The organism is Candidatus Gillettellia adelgis (genome assembly GCA_020541285.1).
GTDB lineage: Bacteria > Pseudomonadota > Gammaproteobacteria > Enterobacterales > Enterobacteriaceae > Gillettellia > Gillettellia adelgis.
Map to the genome: position 1 here is coordinate 551,749 of CP047043.1, position 16,742 is coordinate 568,490.

At 32.1% G+C, this 16,742-nt stretch carries 7 protein-coding genes; 4 read left to right on the forward strand and 3 right to left on the reverse strand.

All coding sequences use genetic code 11. From position 1 onward, the window contains the following. Positions 1-2,569 precede the first annotated feature (2,569 nt). A complete protein-coding gene (minD, locus tag GIY03_RS01155) occupies positions 2,570-3,382 on the reverse strand; it encodes a septum site-determining protein MinD (RefSeq protein ID WP_457913884.1) in 813 nt (270 codons plus the stop codon). Between the two features lie 24 nt (positions 3,383-3,406). Continuing rightward, positions 3,407-4,093 carry a septum site-determining protein MinC gene (gene minC / locus GIY03_RS01160; RefSeq protein WP_457913885.1) on the reverse strand — a complete coding sequence of 229 codons (687 nt, stop codon included), beginning with the start codon at positions 4,091-4,093 and terminating at the stop codon, positions 3,407-3,409. Between the two features lie 5,155 nt (positions 4,094-9,248). Here minC and rnt point away from each other — a divergent pair. Continuing rightward, positions 9,249-9,899: a ribonuclease T gene (gene rnt / locus GIY03_RS01165; RefSeq protein WP_457913886.1), complete on the forward strand. Its 651-nt coding sequence runs from the start codon at positions 9,249-9,251 to the stop codon at positions 9,897-9,899. A 78-nt stretch (positions 9,900-9,977) separates the two neighbouring features. Here the strand turns inward: rnt and GIY03_RS01170 are convergent, their stop codons facing one another. Beyond that, positions 9,978-10,313 carry a Grx4 family monothiol glutaredoxin gene (locus tag GIY03_RS01170; protein ID WP_457913963.1) on the reverse strand — a complete coding sequence of 112 codons (336 nt, stop codon included), beginning with the start codon at positions 10,311-10,313 and terminating at the stop codon, positions 9,978-9,980. A 1,846-nt stretch (positions 10,314-12,159) separates the two neighbouring features. Here GIY03_RS01170 and GIY03_RS01175 point away from each other — a divergent pair. From GIY03_RS01175 to acpS, 3 genes are all read left to right on the forward strand, one after another. Continuing rightward, the gene (locus GIY03_RS01175; RefSeq protein ID WP_457913887.1) at positions 12,160-12,843 is read left to right on the forward strand and encodes a C40 family peptidase; all 684 of its coding nucleotides are present in this window, start codon (positions 12,160-12,162) and stop codon (positions 12,841-12,843) included. Positions 12,844-13,247: 404 nt separating this feature from the next. Then, entirely contained in the window at positions 13,248-13,559 is a 312-nt protein-coding gene (locus GIY03_RS01180; RefSeq protein ID WP_457913964.1) for a pyridoxine 5'-phosphate synthase, read from the forward strand. Then, the gene (acpS, locus tag GIY03_RS01185; protein ID WP_457913888.1) at positions 13,559-13,939 is read left to right on the forward strand and encodes a holo-ACP synthase; all 381 of its coding nucleotides are present in this window, start codon (positions 13,559-13,561) and stop codon (positions 13,937-13,939) included. Before GIY03_RS01180 ends, acpS begins: the two co-directional genes overlap by 1 nt. Positions 13,940-16,742: the final 2,803 nt, after the last annotated feature.

Here is a 16,742-nt window from a genome sequence, read left to right on the forward strand (position 1 = left end):
GTTTTATAGCTTAAATAGTGACGGTGTACTCATTATGCTATATCTATAATGGTGTGATGAGTACTGAATGATTCATAGATACCCTAAATAATGTTTTATCTAACGAATAAAATATTATCTGTGAGAAAATTAAAATTTTACTGTCCGCTCCATGTTTTAGTAGCTATTGAAGCGATTATTTTTAGATCTCTATTTTCTAGTATTATAATGCTCGATAATATACTGATGTATAAAAATCTTATGAATAAGAGGAACTGTAGTAGTAACAGTAGATTGTTAACTTTGATGATCTATAAAATATTGTTATATATTCGGATGTTATACTATCTTAGTATCTGCAATGAAAGATCGCGGTATCTTCTTTTACTTAAGAGTCAGTGTAATGCGCGTAATGTGTATAAGAATATCTTATAAAAATAAAGTTATTCAATGATAATCAGTATAGATCGTCTCCATTGAGACATTGTAAGTACAATAATGATAAAGTCTTTGTATATTCATGAAGCGACTGCTCTAAAATATTTAAACATTATTCTATATCAGAAATTTTTTTGAATATAGCAATTAACATAAGTACACTCCATGACACAAATTCATGACTTTATTTAGCTATTAGTGAAATCTTTAAGTTATAACTAACATAATTATAACGCATACTGAGCATTTACATAAAGTAACCTATAGAATAATAGGTATATATAAATAGCGCTGTGATCATGAGGTGATACTCGAATAGCTGTAGTTGTAAAAGTACAAATAGAACGATATATAGATAGAAAATAATTTAAATAGCACGGGACGCTAAATATTAATTTTGAAGCCTAAAATAGGCTGATTTGTTTGACTTAGCTTTTATTAATAAGTGGTTAAGGTAAGTAAAATGCGCGTATATATAATCTATAATAAGATGAATGTAGCATGACTGCGTTTTTACAAACTCATACGTGATAATGTATATATATAAAATAATCAATATGCCATTGTTTTTTGACAAAAAACTATAAGCAGCATTATTGTGCTGTGCGTCGATTGTAAGGGAAATTAAAGTGATTACTAACTTAGTATAATGGCATAAGTGTATTTAAGATATGACTACTTGATGATATGTTTTCTGGCATGCACTGCCTGCGGTAAAGGCGTTGCATTCTTAATGATCTGATACAATATACTTTTTATAGTGTTCAACATACTGTATAGCTTGACGCAAGTATTTTTTTTATACTTTATTAATTCATTATGGCTAGTAACTGTCAGTGTTGTCTAGCGGTTAATTCTGGTGTCTGACTCAAAAACGAAAAATAAATCACATACTTTAAGTAATACGAATATTGATCACACAAAACCTATCCTATCACCTTAATCAATATTAACATGATTATTCATGGTTCCTGATAACGTCACCGCTCATATTATAAGATTTAAATCTTAAAAGAGCATGAGAGTTTTGTTATCAGTTGATTATTATCGATGACACATTGTAATAAATTTTTAATCAGGCATGCAAAAATAATATTGCACGAAACACTGAATGGTCAGAGCAGGAACCATTACCTTAGAGCAGGTTTAATCTAGTGATATAATAGCAACCGTGTTTTTACTTTTGTGAACCAAGTAATAGCAGCTGTTTATCGCATTGCTAATGGATATGCAAGTGGCTAAGTTTTTCATACAGACAGTAAAATATGAGGATTTTATTAATTTTTAAAAACATTGCTTACCCTAACAATTGACATTTAGATCTTAGGGGTTTTAGTGAAACACTATTATGTAGCTTTGCAATATTAGCAAAGAAATACATGATGTTGGGCAAGGAAGAGCTCAGCGTACACTCGTTAGTTGGTGTAGCCGTTCACAAAAAAGTACATTTATACTGCAGTAAAAGTATTCTACCTTCTTTTCGAGCTGTTTCTAGAAAAAAGATTAACTCAAAACACTGCATAGGATATATAAAGCTTTAAATAGTAGTGCGTTAACACGAAATAAACCATTGTTTATTTTGGTAAAATCTTCTAGATTAGCGCTTTCTATTAAGCATTAGCCATATGCTATGTGTTATTCATATTAAGATAATGATACTTAAGGAGTAACATTAAAATAAGAACCTGGTAAAATGAGACATTATAAAGTACATGCAATGTATCAATAATAGCGTAAAATCTTTTAGTGCAGTTAGTGCTTTACTTATTATATTGTGCATGTTGTACAAATAGTAATAACACAGAAAAATTTATCTAAAATGGATCTAAAGATAGCTACGACATATGAAATGTAAAATATTACAAATATCAAAATAGCATTATAAATTATTTTATTTATTTGCGTCTAGCTCAGAGGCAATGTGCAGTTGCGTTTAAATATTGCGATATTATCTTTTGTCTATTTGAAATGTAACTGTAGTATTTAAGGTTTAATTTTATATATCTGTAAAGTATCGACAAATATCATCTTACAGCCGGTGAATAGCGCGATGTATTCGCTTTAGGCGGTTACTCTATAACGATAATTCGTAACTTTTAAATAATATTAGGGGTCTATTATCATAGGATAAAAAATTTAATTAAGCCATACTTTATCCCCTGAATAGACGTTTCAAAAAACCCTTTTTATCTTCTTCAATAAAACGGTATGGACAATCTTCTCCTAATAAGCGTTTAACAGTATCAGTGTAAGCTTTACCGGCATTGGATGCGGCATCAAGTATGACTGGTTCGCCTTGGTTAGATGCACGCAATACGGACTGGTCTTCTGGTATTACGCCTAAAAGCGGGATACAAAGAATCTCTAGTACGTCCTGTACGCTTAACATATCACCGCGACTGACGCGGCTAGGGTTATAACGAGTAAGAAGAAGGTGCTCTTTAATAGGTACTTCACCTTGTTCGGCACGCTGGGATTTAGAAGATAGAATCCCTATAATACGATCAGAGTCACGAACAGATGAAACTTCCGGATTAGTAGTTATTATCGCTTCATCAGCGAAATAGACTGCCATTAGAGCACCAGTTTCAATGCCGGCTGGCGAGTCACAGACTACAAAATCAAAACCCATATTCCTTAATGTGTTAAGGATCTTCTTGACACCGCTATGGGTTAATGCGTCTTTATCACGTGTTTGTGAGGCTGGCAGTATATAAAGATTTTCAGTGCGCTTATCTTTAATTAATGCTTGATTTAGTGTAGCACCACCCTGTATAACGTTAATAAAATCATATACTACCCTACGTTCGCAACCCATAATTAAATCAAGATTGCGTAAACCGATATCAAAATCAATTACTACAGTTTTCTTGCTTTTTTGCGCAAGACCGGTAGCAATTGCTGCGCTTGTAGTGGTTTTACCGACTCCCCCTTTACCGGATGTAACAACAATAATACGTGCCATGAATAAATTCCTTGTCAAAAGAACTTAGTTTAGATGTCGTATGGTTAAGGTTTTATTTGATAAACTGAGCTGTACTTTCCGCCCAAGGTAATCAGGTGGAATTTGCTCGCTTAACCAATACTGCCCTGCGATAGAGACTAGTTCAGCACCTAGGTGCATACAAAAAATATGGCACTGCGTATCACCAGATGCACCGGCTAGAGCACGGCCACGCATCATGCCGTAGATGTGAATATTACCGTCGGCAATCACTTCAGCACCAGCGCTAACACTGCTGGCAACAATAAGATCGCCGTTGCGGCTATAAATCTGTTGGCCGGAACGTACAGGTGTACTAATTATACGTGTTTTTACATAAGTACTAACGTTAGCTTGTACTCTATCTGACATAGATATTACCTGACTTTTACCCTCGTTAAGCAATGGTAGTCCAGCTTGGATTATTGCCTTTTTTTGTTGCTTAATTTGACACCCGCTAATTCCTACTACTCGTAAACCCGCTGCTTCAACAGCTTGATATAGTTCTTTCCAATTTGTATTGTTGTTTAGCCTTGCTACATTCATAACGACAGGGCTATTTTTCAAAAAGTTAGGCGCTTGTTCTACTTTTTTGAGTAGCGCTTGAAATATTACTTCAGGTTCCGAAGTATATAAATGAATAACTGATAAAGTGAAATTACTGCCTTTTAACTCAATGGGCAATCGTAACATGTGTCTTGCACTCAGTCTAAGCAATGCCAAAACCCCAGAATACCACTTAGAATGTAATATTTCGATGCACCAAATATGTTGTATGCTAAAATATTTTAGCATATCGCTAGATCTTTAGCAGCACTCTCTGCGCAAGACGATATTTTCTATTATTCCTAAGAATTTTTAAGTTAATAAAATGCATAATACATTAAATAGTGAATAAAATCCTATACACACTATCACGCTCTTGATGTTGTGATTTAATAAAAAATTTTGGTAGTTGCTTGATTCAAGGAACATACTAGTTATGTTGTTGTGCTATATCTTTATAATTCATTGTAATCGTTAGCGTCTACATATTATTATCGACCGAGTAAGACAGCTTCTAAGGACGACATTAACACCTCTCTAGTAAAACACTAGCCATCGTCAGTATTGTGGTGACAACTGACAAATATAAATATAAAGGTAAAAATCTTACATGACAGAATTGTATTAAACAGTAGTGTGTGGTTATATTAGTAGGTTAGATATGTTTTAATAATATTATGTATATTTTAATAGACAAGCAGTTGGCGGGTAAACTGATAGCGAGCAATGCTATATTGTGTACTTCCTGTCAATTAGTGGTGCGATTAATAGTGTCTTTATTAGATTATTCGCTAGTATCATCGATACTAGATTTTTTTTAAGTACTAGATAAGTACTATAGTCTGTGGTACGCAATAAGGTTATTATAGTGCAATTTTTTTATTTTTAGAACTCGTGAATTATAATTTAGTGTGTAGTGCAATACTATTATAAGGTAGGTTTATGAGGTACAACGCTTAGTCAACAGCATATCATAATTCTAGTCTTCTAAAAGCTAGAAAAGTAAGTTGATATCAACATAATTTTTAAAATTAGGAGATTTTTGGGTGGAATACAGATTCTGCAGACTGTTTAGCACTACAGTGTAATTTATATAATTAAGTAATTAAAATTTTATACCATAAACATCTGTAATAATTTCAGGTATATACATTTCTATCATAATATTCATTATTAGACGAATGCTTTACAGACGACAGATAATAAACGACTAGGCGCGTTCTTTAATGCTTTTGTAGCCAGATTTTCATTTCTTTGCGCACTGTGTTTACGGCAATTGATAGCGTCTTAGTTTTGTCCAGTAATTGCGACGGTTTTCCCTAATGACTGCTGTATAGATTAAATGTAATTTTACATCAGATAATTTTGCATGGTAAGAAGCATAATAACATCTGCGTCTGTGGACTTCTAACTTTGTAAGTAGTTATTGTGTAAGCTCGTAGTAGCTTATCTATCGCATGAAAACGTAATAGATTGTTTTATCATAAAACTGAATCAGCATCGCGGATACAACTAGATTTACTTCTATAATGGAATCAATATCACCAATAAAGTATCTTCATCATAATAATTAATTACCCGAATACCTTAGAACCTGTCGCTAAGATTTTTGCTATAACAAATTATTTTTGGCTCAGTCTTTCTACTAATCTGTAACTTTAGCACCTTATTAAGGCTAAATATACTTGTTCTCCTCGACTCATTAGCGTTAGTATCTGTATATCTTTGACTGAATAAAAATTGCATCGTGCTGGTCATTGGTATAGAACAATATTTAGTAGTTTAGTTTTCATCTCTTCTGATATATCCTATGAAGGAAATCACTGGTGTCTTCTTTTCATGTTATATGAGGTATGCATCCTGTATTAATGTTGTAAGCTTTTTCAGAACATTAGAATGGACTGTCAATTAAAAGATTGCTTTTAATTGACTTACTATAATCGATTAGCTGCTTATAATATTAGCTAATATGTACACAGGACTAATAAAGGGTAACCGATTATTATTGATATTACTCACTAGTAATAGCGCTGAGTGATGTGGCAGTGAACGAAGCAATCTCTTCATCATAAAGGTAACCATCAAAGACTTATTAACTACTAGTCATGTTCTATAGGGGTGAAGAGATTGTAAATATTACGCTTAAAAATATAATAGTTGTGGCGCAAGCTTCAAAAGACTATGAACAGCGGTAGCTTATGGTTGACTGATTTGTTTAATCATTTAGTTTTTTCCTTGTTGGCAGATATAGTATAGTGCGCATGTTTGTATCCGAATAATAGTATGCTCAATTATTAATGAAGATTCTTTACCTACGTCAGGCCCTGTAATCATGTTGATCTTAATGGCTGATGTTAATAGCTATCACTGCGAACTAGATAAAGAGTTATTTTGTTATGTTTTAGTCCATATAATTGACTTATTGAATGCTAGTCACCCTAGATGCAGCTGCCAAGTGTTTAGATAATCTGATGCGCTTTCTCTATAAGAGCGAGAGGGTGTTAAGAAGAATATGAGATTCTCTGCAACAGGTTGCGGGACAAGATTGCTAACAACAATGTCAGTTTTAATACTTCCTATATGATTAATGCAGAGATATCGAATAATTTATTTTGTTTAATAGATTAATGCTATTGCTTCGGCACAATGACTTTGCCCTGATAATTCCTGTAAAGTATAGCATACTTTGCCTTTACGTAAATAAGAGCGTAAGGATGCATACCTACATTATAATCAGATCAGTAGTGTTGGAATGAATATGATAAATATCTAATATAAATCGACAGGGATTTTTTATACCTACTAATCACTTAAGCACTATAGCTTTTATATATGCGTATTATCTTATCTGTCCTCACGTTCTTTGACTATAAAATGTGATGATATTTTACTGCTTTTATTTAGTTCAGGACTTACAAAATTTGTTTTGGTGTTTTTATACCCGATAGTTCTCATAATTATTCGGGATTGTGCTCTGTGATATCATATGCGGCCCCAAACAAGCCGCTAGGCAAATACGATGCAAGCTCTTTTATTATAGATGAGCTTAGGTGTTTTTTTATATCTTCCTGCGTGTTCGAGATAATAGTGTTGGTTTTCTGGTTCTTAAGCTGTATATCGTAATTTACATGATTTAACTAGACATTAAGGGATGCAATGTAATCTCTTATCTGAATCAAGGAGGCATTCTAATAATAATTACTAGATCTGGGTGATTTGGCTATTTTAGCATTAATCACAAAAACCTCTGGACTCCTTTGAACTTATATATCATAGGTATATTAATTGATGTGATATTAAGAAAAACGCTTTTCTAGCTTGTGACTGTCAGTACATATGGATGTTAATAATTAATTTTTAGATACAAACCTATATTGCAGGTTGCATATATTGAGTTTCTTATCACACTACACGTGATTAAAGTAAGTGGTTTAAAATTAATACGTATTAGTGTAGATTTAAAGCACAGCCTAGCACCAATGCTAAAATAAATTATTTTTGAAGTCATTGTGTGTTTTGATATTTTTTCACTGATATTACAACGGACGCACATTTGTAAGGTGTTTGAGTGACAATAATGCGGCAATTAGTAGTTATAAAGAATTATGCACAGGTCAATAAACGATAGTACGTTAAAAGATAATGTACATACGAGCTATTATAAAAAAAGATATACAAGAAATTAATGTTAAGAAAGAATCTTAATTGAAGTGATTAGTTTGCGTAAATTATGAGATATTGAGACAGTCGGTGTTAATCAATTGTTTTGCTTAAGTATTTAGAAAATACAGTTTACTACTCAGTGGCTGCTCTATAGCTACATTGAGTAGCTGTATGTTGCTCAGTCACAGTATGAGTTATGATACGTGTTAATTTATATGACGTTTATAGTTTATTATCTACACTGATTCTTTTTTTTAGGCTTATAAGGTACACATCAAGCAGACTATTATTTCAACAGTAATCTGCTTGACGTGTACTACATATCATGTGATTATGCTGTGGAGCTTGCCGATACTTCAACTATTATAAATGTAATACTTCCATGCTATCTCAAGTATTGTAATAAAAGCATAAAAGAGAAAAATTATGGATTAATAGTCATTATGCATAATATACGATACTATCTTTTACGAAAATCATAGTTTATTAAAATATTTTATAAATATTGCAAAGTCTGGTACGGTTATTATTACGTATCTGAGTGATTGTGGAGTATAAAATCTACTAATATTGTAACATCAATTGAGTGTGTACTTATTTTTTAGTTTAGTGAATTGCTTAGAAAGTTCAATTTAGCTTTGTAATTATATAGTCATTATTAATAATGATTGAGTATCTTGGTATATTAATTATTTTCGTGCTGTATTTATCAATTGTCGGCTGGTCTATCAGCTGGAACATCTGATTAATGATAGATACTAAGACGTGCATTATACTGAAGACAGTGATAAAACTAGGTATTGCAGATTAAATGAAATGTATTAATTGTTAAGAATCATTCAATGTGTGTAGCGTTCGGAGCATCATTACCTGTTTTAAAAGATGTCATCTTCTGCTGAAGATTCTGTTTTCTAGTTTATAGTTTTTATGGAATGTTTAGAGTTAATATGGCGTTTGGCTATGTTTTAATATTGCTTAAAAGCACAGTGTTTTACTAAGTTGCTAATTTCTTAAAGACTAATCTTCATAGATTTTAATAGTTTACTTATAAGCGTAAACGGCGCTCTAAAACTAATCTTATTATTCGTGTTTATATAACACACTAAATAATTAATGTCTTTAATTACATACAAACGTGTAAGATTAGCACAACATCTGGACTATGATTACCATCTTTAATGTATCAACGTACAGCGCACAAACTTTTTGAATGATTAAGATAGTGACGACGTATCTCCTATTTTATAATCTTTCTTTTTTCAGTGTTCAGTAGAATGTTAGAGAAGGGTGGGAAAGTAATGAATAAGCTAGTAAAACAAGGAACTGTTACGAAATTTTTATAGATATCTTAACAAGAAATACACTACTGTTATACGAAATATTTTCTAAGAAAAAGGGAAATGATCTCTTACGATCAATCATGACATCTAGATGTTAATGTATATAACGTCGTATGAATCAAGTATCAATCATGATTATATTGCACAAATCGAGCATACATGTATCGTGATATAATTTAAGTAAATCAGAAGCATAAATAGCGCAATATGTCATTTTATTTTATCTAAATCATCATAAATCTGCAACTGGTAGTAAAATCTTTTATAATGCTTGCTGCATCCGAAAAATAAGAAAACTAATGACTGGAAAAAGTGACCTGAATACCCTAAGTGGCCGTTTTCGTGGGTTCTATCCTGTAGTTATAGACATAGAAACCGCCGGATTTAATGCTAAAACTGATGCATTATTAGAGGTGGCTGTTGTTACTTTAAAAATGGATAACAAGGGTTGGTTGCAACAAGATAAGACGCTGCACTTCCATGTTGAGTCTTTTGAGGGGGCAAACCTGCAACCAGAAGCACTGGCATTTAATGGTATTGATCCGCATAACCCCCTACGTGGTGCTGTTAGTGAGTATAATGCATTGCATACTATTTTTAAAACAGTGCGTGCTGGTATCAAGTATTGCGGTTGTAACCAAGCAATTATTGTGGCACATAATGCAAGCTTTGATCATAGTTTTTTGATGGCTGCCGCCGCACGTGTTAACCTAAAATGCAATCCTTTTCACCCTTTTTGTACGTTTGATACAGCATCGCTAAGTGGATTGGTATTAGGTCAGACGGTGCTAGCGAAAGCTTGTGCTACTGCTAGTATTCCGTTTGATGCTAACCAGGCGCACTCAGCATTGTATGACACTAAGCAGACTGCGCTTTTATTTTGCGAACTCGTGAATCGTTGGAAACGTTTAGGCGGCTGGCCACTCATCGTCGATGACCTGCCTAGATAAGCAATCATACTCTATTTTTTGGTATAGACATCGATTGACTTTTTAATGGTTAAAATCCGCGAAATTAACAATATGAGTTTATATTTTTATATTATATTTTTTTGTTGTTTCTTTAATAAGTTTTTGTAATTCATTATTTTGATACATCTCTGTAATGATATCACAACCACCAACGAACTCACCATCAATCCAAAGCTGTGGAAATGTCGGCCAATTAGCATACTTAGGTAGTTCAGCACGAATGGTCGGGTGCTTTAAGATATCTACGTAAGTAAAGCGTTCACCGCAGGCAAAGAGTGTTTGTGCTGCTTGTGCAGAAAAACCACAGCTTGGTAGATTTGGCGAGCCTTTCATGTATAGCAAAAGTGGATTTTCAGCGATTTGTTGCTGAATTATTTCAAACGTTGTCATGATCATTCCTGAATTAACACTTAATAGAAATTAAATACATCATATTATAGTAGTTCATTAATTCCGGTTATCCTACTGTGATGTATAGCGTAGCTATTTAATGCTTTGGATGTTAAGTCTTTATTATATTCATGAGGTTGAATAGCAAGACCATATTTTATAATATAGCGCATTATAATTCGTTCTATCTGGAACAAACGTTCATAACTTTTGGTTAAAATTTGTTTTGTTTTTATATTCCCAGAGGACTAGTTTGTATTTACTGAGATTTTAGTAGTAATCTTATCAATGTGCGTGTTATATTATACAATAACATTCTCGAATCTGTTAGAAGATTAATTATCATGTGCTTCAAACACTATCAATCATCTAGTGGAATGCATAGGGAATACGATTATCATATACCCTCATGTTTTCTGCAATGAAGCATAGTGTTCTCTGTCCGTAATAAAAGATCATATAGAAATATTGATCTTGCGTTGCTTAGCCTATCTGTAGCGCTGTTATAGATAGTATGCAGTCTAGTGCAGTTGTTATGGTACAGCGTATTTGTTAGAGTATATAAGTTGAAAAACTCATAGATTCGCGCAGTACGTACTTATTTAGACATTAGTGATGTTCCTTTTGATTAATTCGCTGAGTATTAACTATCAGTAAAATTTTGTATAGTCATATATTAATCATCTCTCTATTTTATATAGAAATAGGCACTTAACACCTAGAATACTAGAGTGTACTCTAGTATTCTAGGTGTCTGTCAGGAGTATGTATTAAATAACCTTTTTAGTATCTGTCTCATTAGATAAATTAGCTTATGGTGAGTAAATACTGTGATAAGTATTAAAATTTTTTATGATAATATAATTAGGTATTGTATGATAAATACATCAGCTACTGATACAGTATAATGTGAGTCTGATATTACCGTCAACATCAGTGTTCAGGGGTTAAGATTCACACAAGTCTTCTATCCATTGATTGATAGCCCTGTATAAAAATTTAAGGATACAAAGCACGAAGCTAGGTGACGTTTCTATATCATTGGGAATACAGTGTTTTTACTGAGTAACGAGTAGAATAATAATGAATTTATTGAATGTTATCTGCTTTAAATGAGTATTATTTTGCTCAAGACTTAGTTTTGACTATTGCAATTATAAAATTGTCAAAAAATGTCTTGACTATAAAGTGATATATTAGTTGTATTATACGTTATGAGCAGTGGTAATAATGTGCTTCAAATTGAAAATACTATTAAAAGACTGCTGGTGTTATTCTATATACTGAAAATAAGAATGAATACTTAATGATCTATATTAATATCCATTAGAAGATCACTAGAGTAAACGACTAAAATTACAGTGCATATATTTTACCATAAAAAAGTCTAGTAGATGTGTAGTAAAGATAACATACAATTAAAAAGTTAGTATTAATATGTCACTGCATATAGGCTATTTAAGAATCACAACAAATATAAGACATTTAGTTACATACACTCATTATTGCTATTCATTGTGTCTTATCTGTAAATATTTTTTAGAGTGAATATGGGTGTATAAAAATTATAATCTGATTATGGGATCTATTATTCAATGTTTTAGTGCGTGTCTAATAAATGTAAAAGTTTTCTTATGTTTAAAGTACATCCTACCTGTATTTATTAAAGATGAGTGCGGTATGATGATAATATTTGGTGATTTTACATCATAAGAGTAAGGATTACTAAAATTTTATATGTTAGCTAAGGTTAAGGTTGGTAGTATTACCATGAAATTATTTTCTATATTTTTGGTACTATTATTTATACAACTTTTCTGTAATAGAGGACATCTAATACCGTCGGTGTATGGTACGATATATCATAGAAACAGCCATACTAATTACGAAATGCAATCAGATAATTACAAAAAAAAAGACTAAACAAAATAAACAAAACACGATACTTCTTATTAAGTTACCACAAGCACACAAAATCCAAAAAAGCATTAAAACTGTAAAAGTTGCGTCAGGTGCACAGAGAAAACACAAATGCTATGCTAACTCACTGCAGTCCAGCTTATCTAAAACGAAACATCTTTATAGTCTAAAACAATTACATCGTGGTTTGGAAAATAAAAAACGCTATCAGTATGCTAAAAGCATCATCATGACTAAGCTGATGCGTCAAATGGGTAAGCCTTATCGATGGGGAGGCAGTTCTCCTAATATCGGGTTTGATTGTAGTGGTCTAATTTACTATGCTTATAAAGATGTAATAAACATCAAGATGCCAAGAACTACTAAGGAGATATACTATTCTCACGATGCTTTTCCGATTAAGAAAAGCAAGTTAGAGTGTGGTGATTTAGTATTTTTTCGCATTCACAAGAATAGCGTTACTGATCATGTTGGTGTTTATATTGGTCATGGCAAGTTTATACAGTCTCCGCGCTCAGGTAAAGCGATACACATTAGTCAACTCGAACAAAAATATTGGAAACGTCACTACATTGGCGCACGCCGGATCGTCACTCCACAAACTGTTCGGTAATATCATATATTGTATTAGAATTTTGGACTATGCGGTATAATAGTTCTGAAAATATCACTGTGCCTTAAAATTAATAGTTATACGCATTTAATGTTATCTGTTCAATATTTAACGTAAATAAGGTCTAACAACACTGTAGTAAAAGATTATCGTATGACTAGAATGTTATAGTTATCTAAGGCAATTATGATATATTATTGCACTTACTTTATTTTTATGTGCGTCATCTAATAGAGTGTGCTGTTGTTGAGCGCGTAAGCTCAATGCACCATATTTTATATTATGTGATCATATGATAAAACTAGAAGTATTCATATTTATATATATTGCAACTTCATAGTGGCCAGGAGTATGTTGAAAGCTAAAATTTTAGTATCCCTATCTGTTAATAAAACTACTAACACATTGATGTAACGGTAGAGATCGGTGCGATTTATATTGCAATTTATCTTGGTTTTTATAGTACTACTCCAAGTAAGTTATTAGACAAGTTTGATCTGCATTGCATTTGGATATCTGTGACTTATGTTACACAGACAGTGCTAAAGGTTACTTTAGGTCATAATCGAATGTACTACAACGTAAAATCTATCGCTATGTTACAAAAAATGCATAAATTAAAAATTAATCATATGATCACAAGCATCGGTCGTAATGCACAGGTTATCTGCAGCAGTAATGAGTGCGACACGATTGATGTAAGAGTGCGTTGTTAATGGGGGTGCTTGGTTTAGGTACTGATATTGTGGAGATGATGCGTATTGCATCGGTAGTGAAACGCAGCGGTAACCGTCTTGCCCAGCGCGTATTAAGTTGTATTGAATGGGAGTTGTACCAGAAACATCAGCAGCCAGTACGCTTTCTTGCGAAGCGCTTTGCAGTAAAAGAAGCAACTGCTAAAGCGTTTGGTACGGGTATTCGAAACGGCTTAGCATATAAGCAGTTTGAGGTATTTAATGATTTCTGGGGAAAACCACACATCCGTTTGTATGATCGTGCTGCTGAGTTAGCACAAGATATTGGGGTAACTGCAATTCACATTTCACTAACTGACGAACGCTGCTATGCTTGTGCAACAGTAATCATCGAAAGTTAACGAGAAGCATGATTATTAATTTTATAAATTATCTGTATGGCAAGTAACTGATACCTAGCTTGTAATTATTTACTGCGTCCAGGATGTTACAGATAAAACAAATGGTATGGTTCACCGGATAACGTTTTAGCAGGTTATTTCATCATAGGTTAATACGTACGCGGTATAGTTTTAGTTTTAAGATATATAATTTATCTCATTGCTTATAGAAAGCGTCTGGTTTAGAACGTTTGTATGTATATGTTACGATGAGTAGAGTATTGCTTGAATAATGAAGAAGTTTACTGCTAGTCTGATATATCTGATCAAATCTACTCACTTTTTTACTTTATAGTTTACGATAATGTCATGTCTTTTGGTTTATAGAACATAAAATGAATATATACAATGGTGCAATATGAAGCTGTAATATAGATTAAAATGATTGCTTGAACATTTCCTGTGCAAATATTTTGTAAAATAAGCAATTATAGAAGATACTTGTATGGTAGATAACTTGAAAGGTTATAATTATATCACAGTAGCTTCGATATCACCATGTTATTAAACACGACAGATTATACTTAAGCATTAGAAAATTTAAACATTTTAAGAATAGAGAGAATTTTAACATAAAATTGTAGTAAAACTAAGGATTTGCAATTCATTGATAGCATTCTATAGGGAAGATAACAAGACGTACATTGAGTTAATTATTAAAGCTGGAGATTTAACTTGCGCGTGTTTGACTGATCACAATAGTCTAGGTAACATTAATGGCTATGTGTTTGTACTTGTGTGTTAAAGACTCACTGCGTTTACTGTAAGTCGGTTATATAATAGTTAAACATTCTATGATAACTCTGATAGCTAAATGGATACTAGCTTACTCTATCTTAGTTTTGTCTTGGGATTCTCGGGACAGGATTATGCTGATTGTTCACCGTTTATCACGAAAATTATTCATGTTATTCTGAAAACCGTTAAATACTTTTTAGAATTATTGTATCTATTAAGACTAATCACCTTAGTGAATTTCTGATAGAATCAGTATTCTAATCTTTCTTAGTGTTCAACGTATTAATTCATAAGCAGGTTAGTAATGCTAGATTACCTGCCAGTATTGGTGTTTCATATAGAGTTTTTCTCGTTGCTTTAAAGTGGTGTATTGGAATACTTTCTAAAGCATTCTATGTCATCTCAATGCGCATTACAGTAAGTAATACGTTGTTTCTCCGGTGGATATTCTATATCCTATACTATCCAGTAGAATGAGTGCATCATTTATCCGCTCTCAGTCAGTGACGCTATTTAACTTAATCTAATATAAAGGTATCGATAAACATTGGTAGACAAAGATGTGGATTGTAATATATTGCTTACTTGCGTCTTTCCTATATGTAGCTTTACATTTGTTACCTAGTAATTCATAGCATGCTATTTTTATCTAAGAAATAATACTACTTATTATAATAGTGTTTATGAGTTATTATGGGCACGATATTTTAATATTAACAGCACTGATTTTTTATGTAATAGCGTTTACAGGCTACCTTTCTATCACTACTCATTCGTTATCCTATTACTCATATCATAAAATAATGATTGTAATAGATATTAAATATATACCAAAACATGTAAGTAGTATCGATATTTTAGATGTATTAATAATAAAACGATTAAATAAATAGAATATCGGGATCATAGCCTTTTGATCTAGGGTTGTAGCCTTTATATTTAGATTGTTATACTAACTTGTCATAGAGATGCATTAACTCTGTGAGGTGTTAAAGCAAGCCTATTGGTATGCTTGTTCCGATCAAGATAAAAGTTTCTTACATATAGGTTGATCGCCTAACAGTTTTTTGTTTATGGTTTTATTTGCTATTCGTTTATAATATAATAATAACACTGCACTCATTAATGATCTGCGTTGGATAAACTTGAAATAGCTTTTCTGGTTTTAGAGGTTATTAGTTTATATGATAGTGTTCAAATAACTTCAAGTTATGTATCGAAGAAATATTGTTTGAATTCTTCTTAGAAAACTTTAGTTCAATAAGGTATATAAGACATAGTGACGTTATCACTCTTGCTTGGTTATGAGAGAGTATTACACAGAAATAATCTATTTTGTTTAAAATAACAAAATACTTTTTTAATATTAGTTAAATACCTTTGCTCGTAATGAGCAATCAGAGATAGTTTTATGTATTATACTTAGGATTCTCGCATTAATTATATCATAAATATTTAGTGTATCGACCATATCCATAAGATCTCAGTTTTTACTGATATTTACTATTTGAGAGTGCCTAGCTGACAGTTCATCATATATTAGTAGTGTCCTGTGTATTAAAAAGAGACTGTTTATAAATAGAGTGGTTTTGTTGTTATAGGATTATATTGTGATTGTATAGGTTTTTATAAATATCTATTGTGCTGCTTTTGATCTATGTAGTATGTTCTATTATATGCTGATGATAAAATTTTTTTAAATGCAGTCGCCGAGCGATACTCACTCAATGTAGTTAATGTCACCTGAGTCTATTAGATTAATGACAGTTTTGTGGCTAGTAGAATAAGGTATTATAGAATATATAAGCTCTATAATTTTATTCAGATTACTATTGACTGTGTGTATACAAATATTGTTGTTTATATTATAAATTTTTAATATTCTGACATTTGACCTCCAAATAATAGTAGAACTCAAAGAGCTATATCGGCCTTCTATTCTTAAAGAGGCAACAGAGTTGATTATAATATGCTTATCACCTTGCTTATGGTCAAACCTACAATTAAGATGTGCAAGTTATGTCTT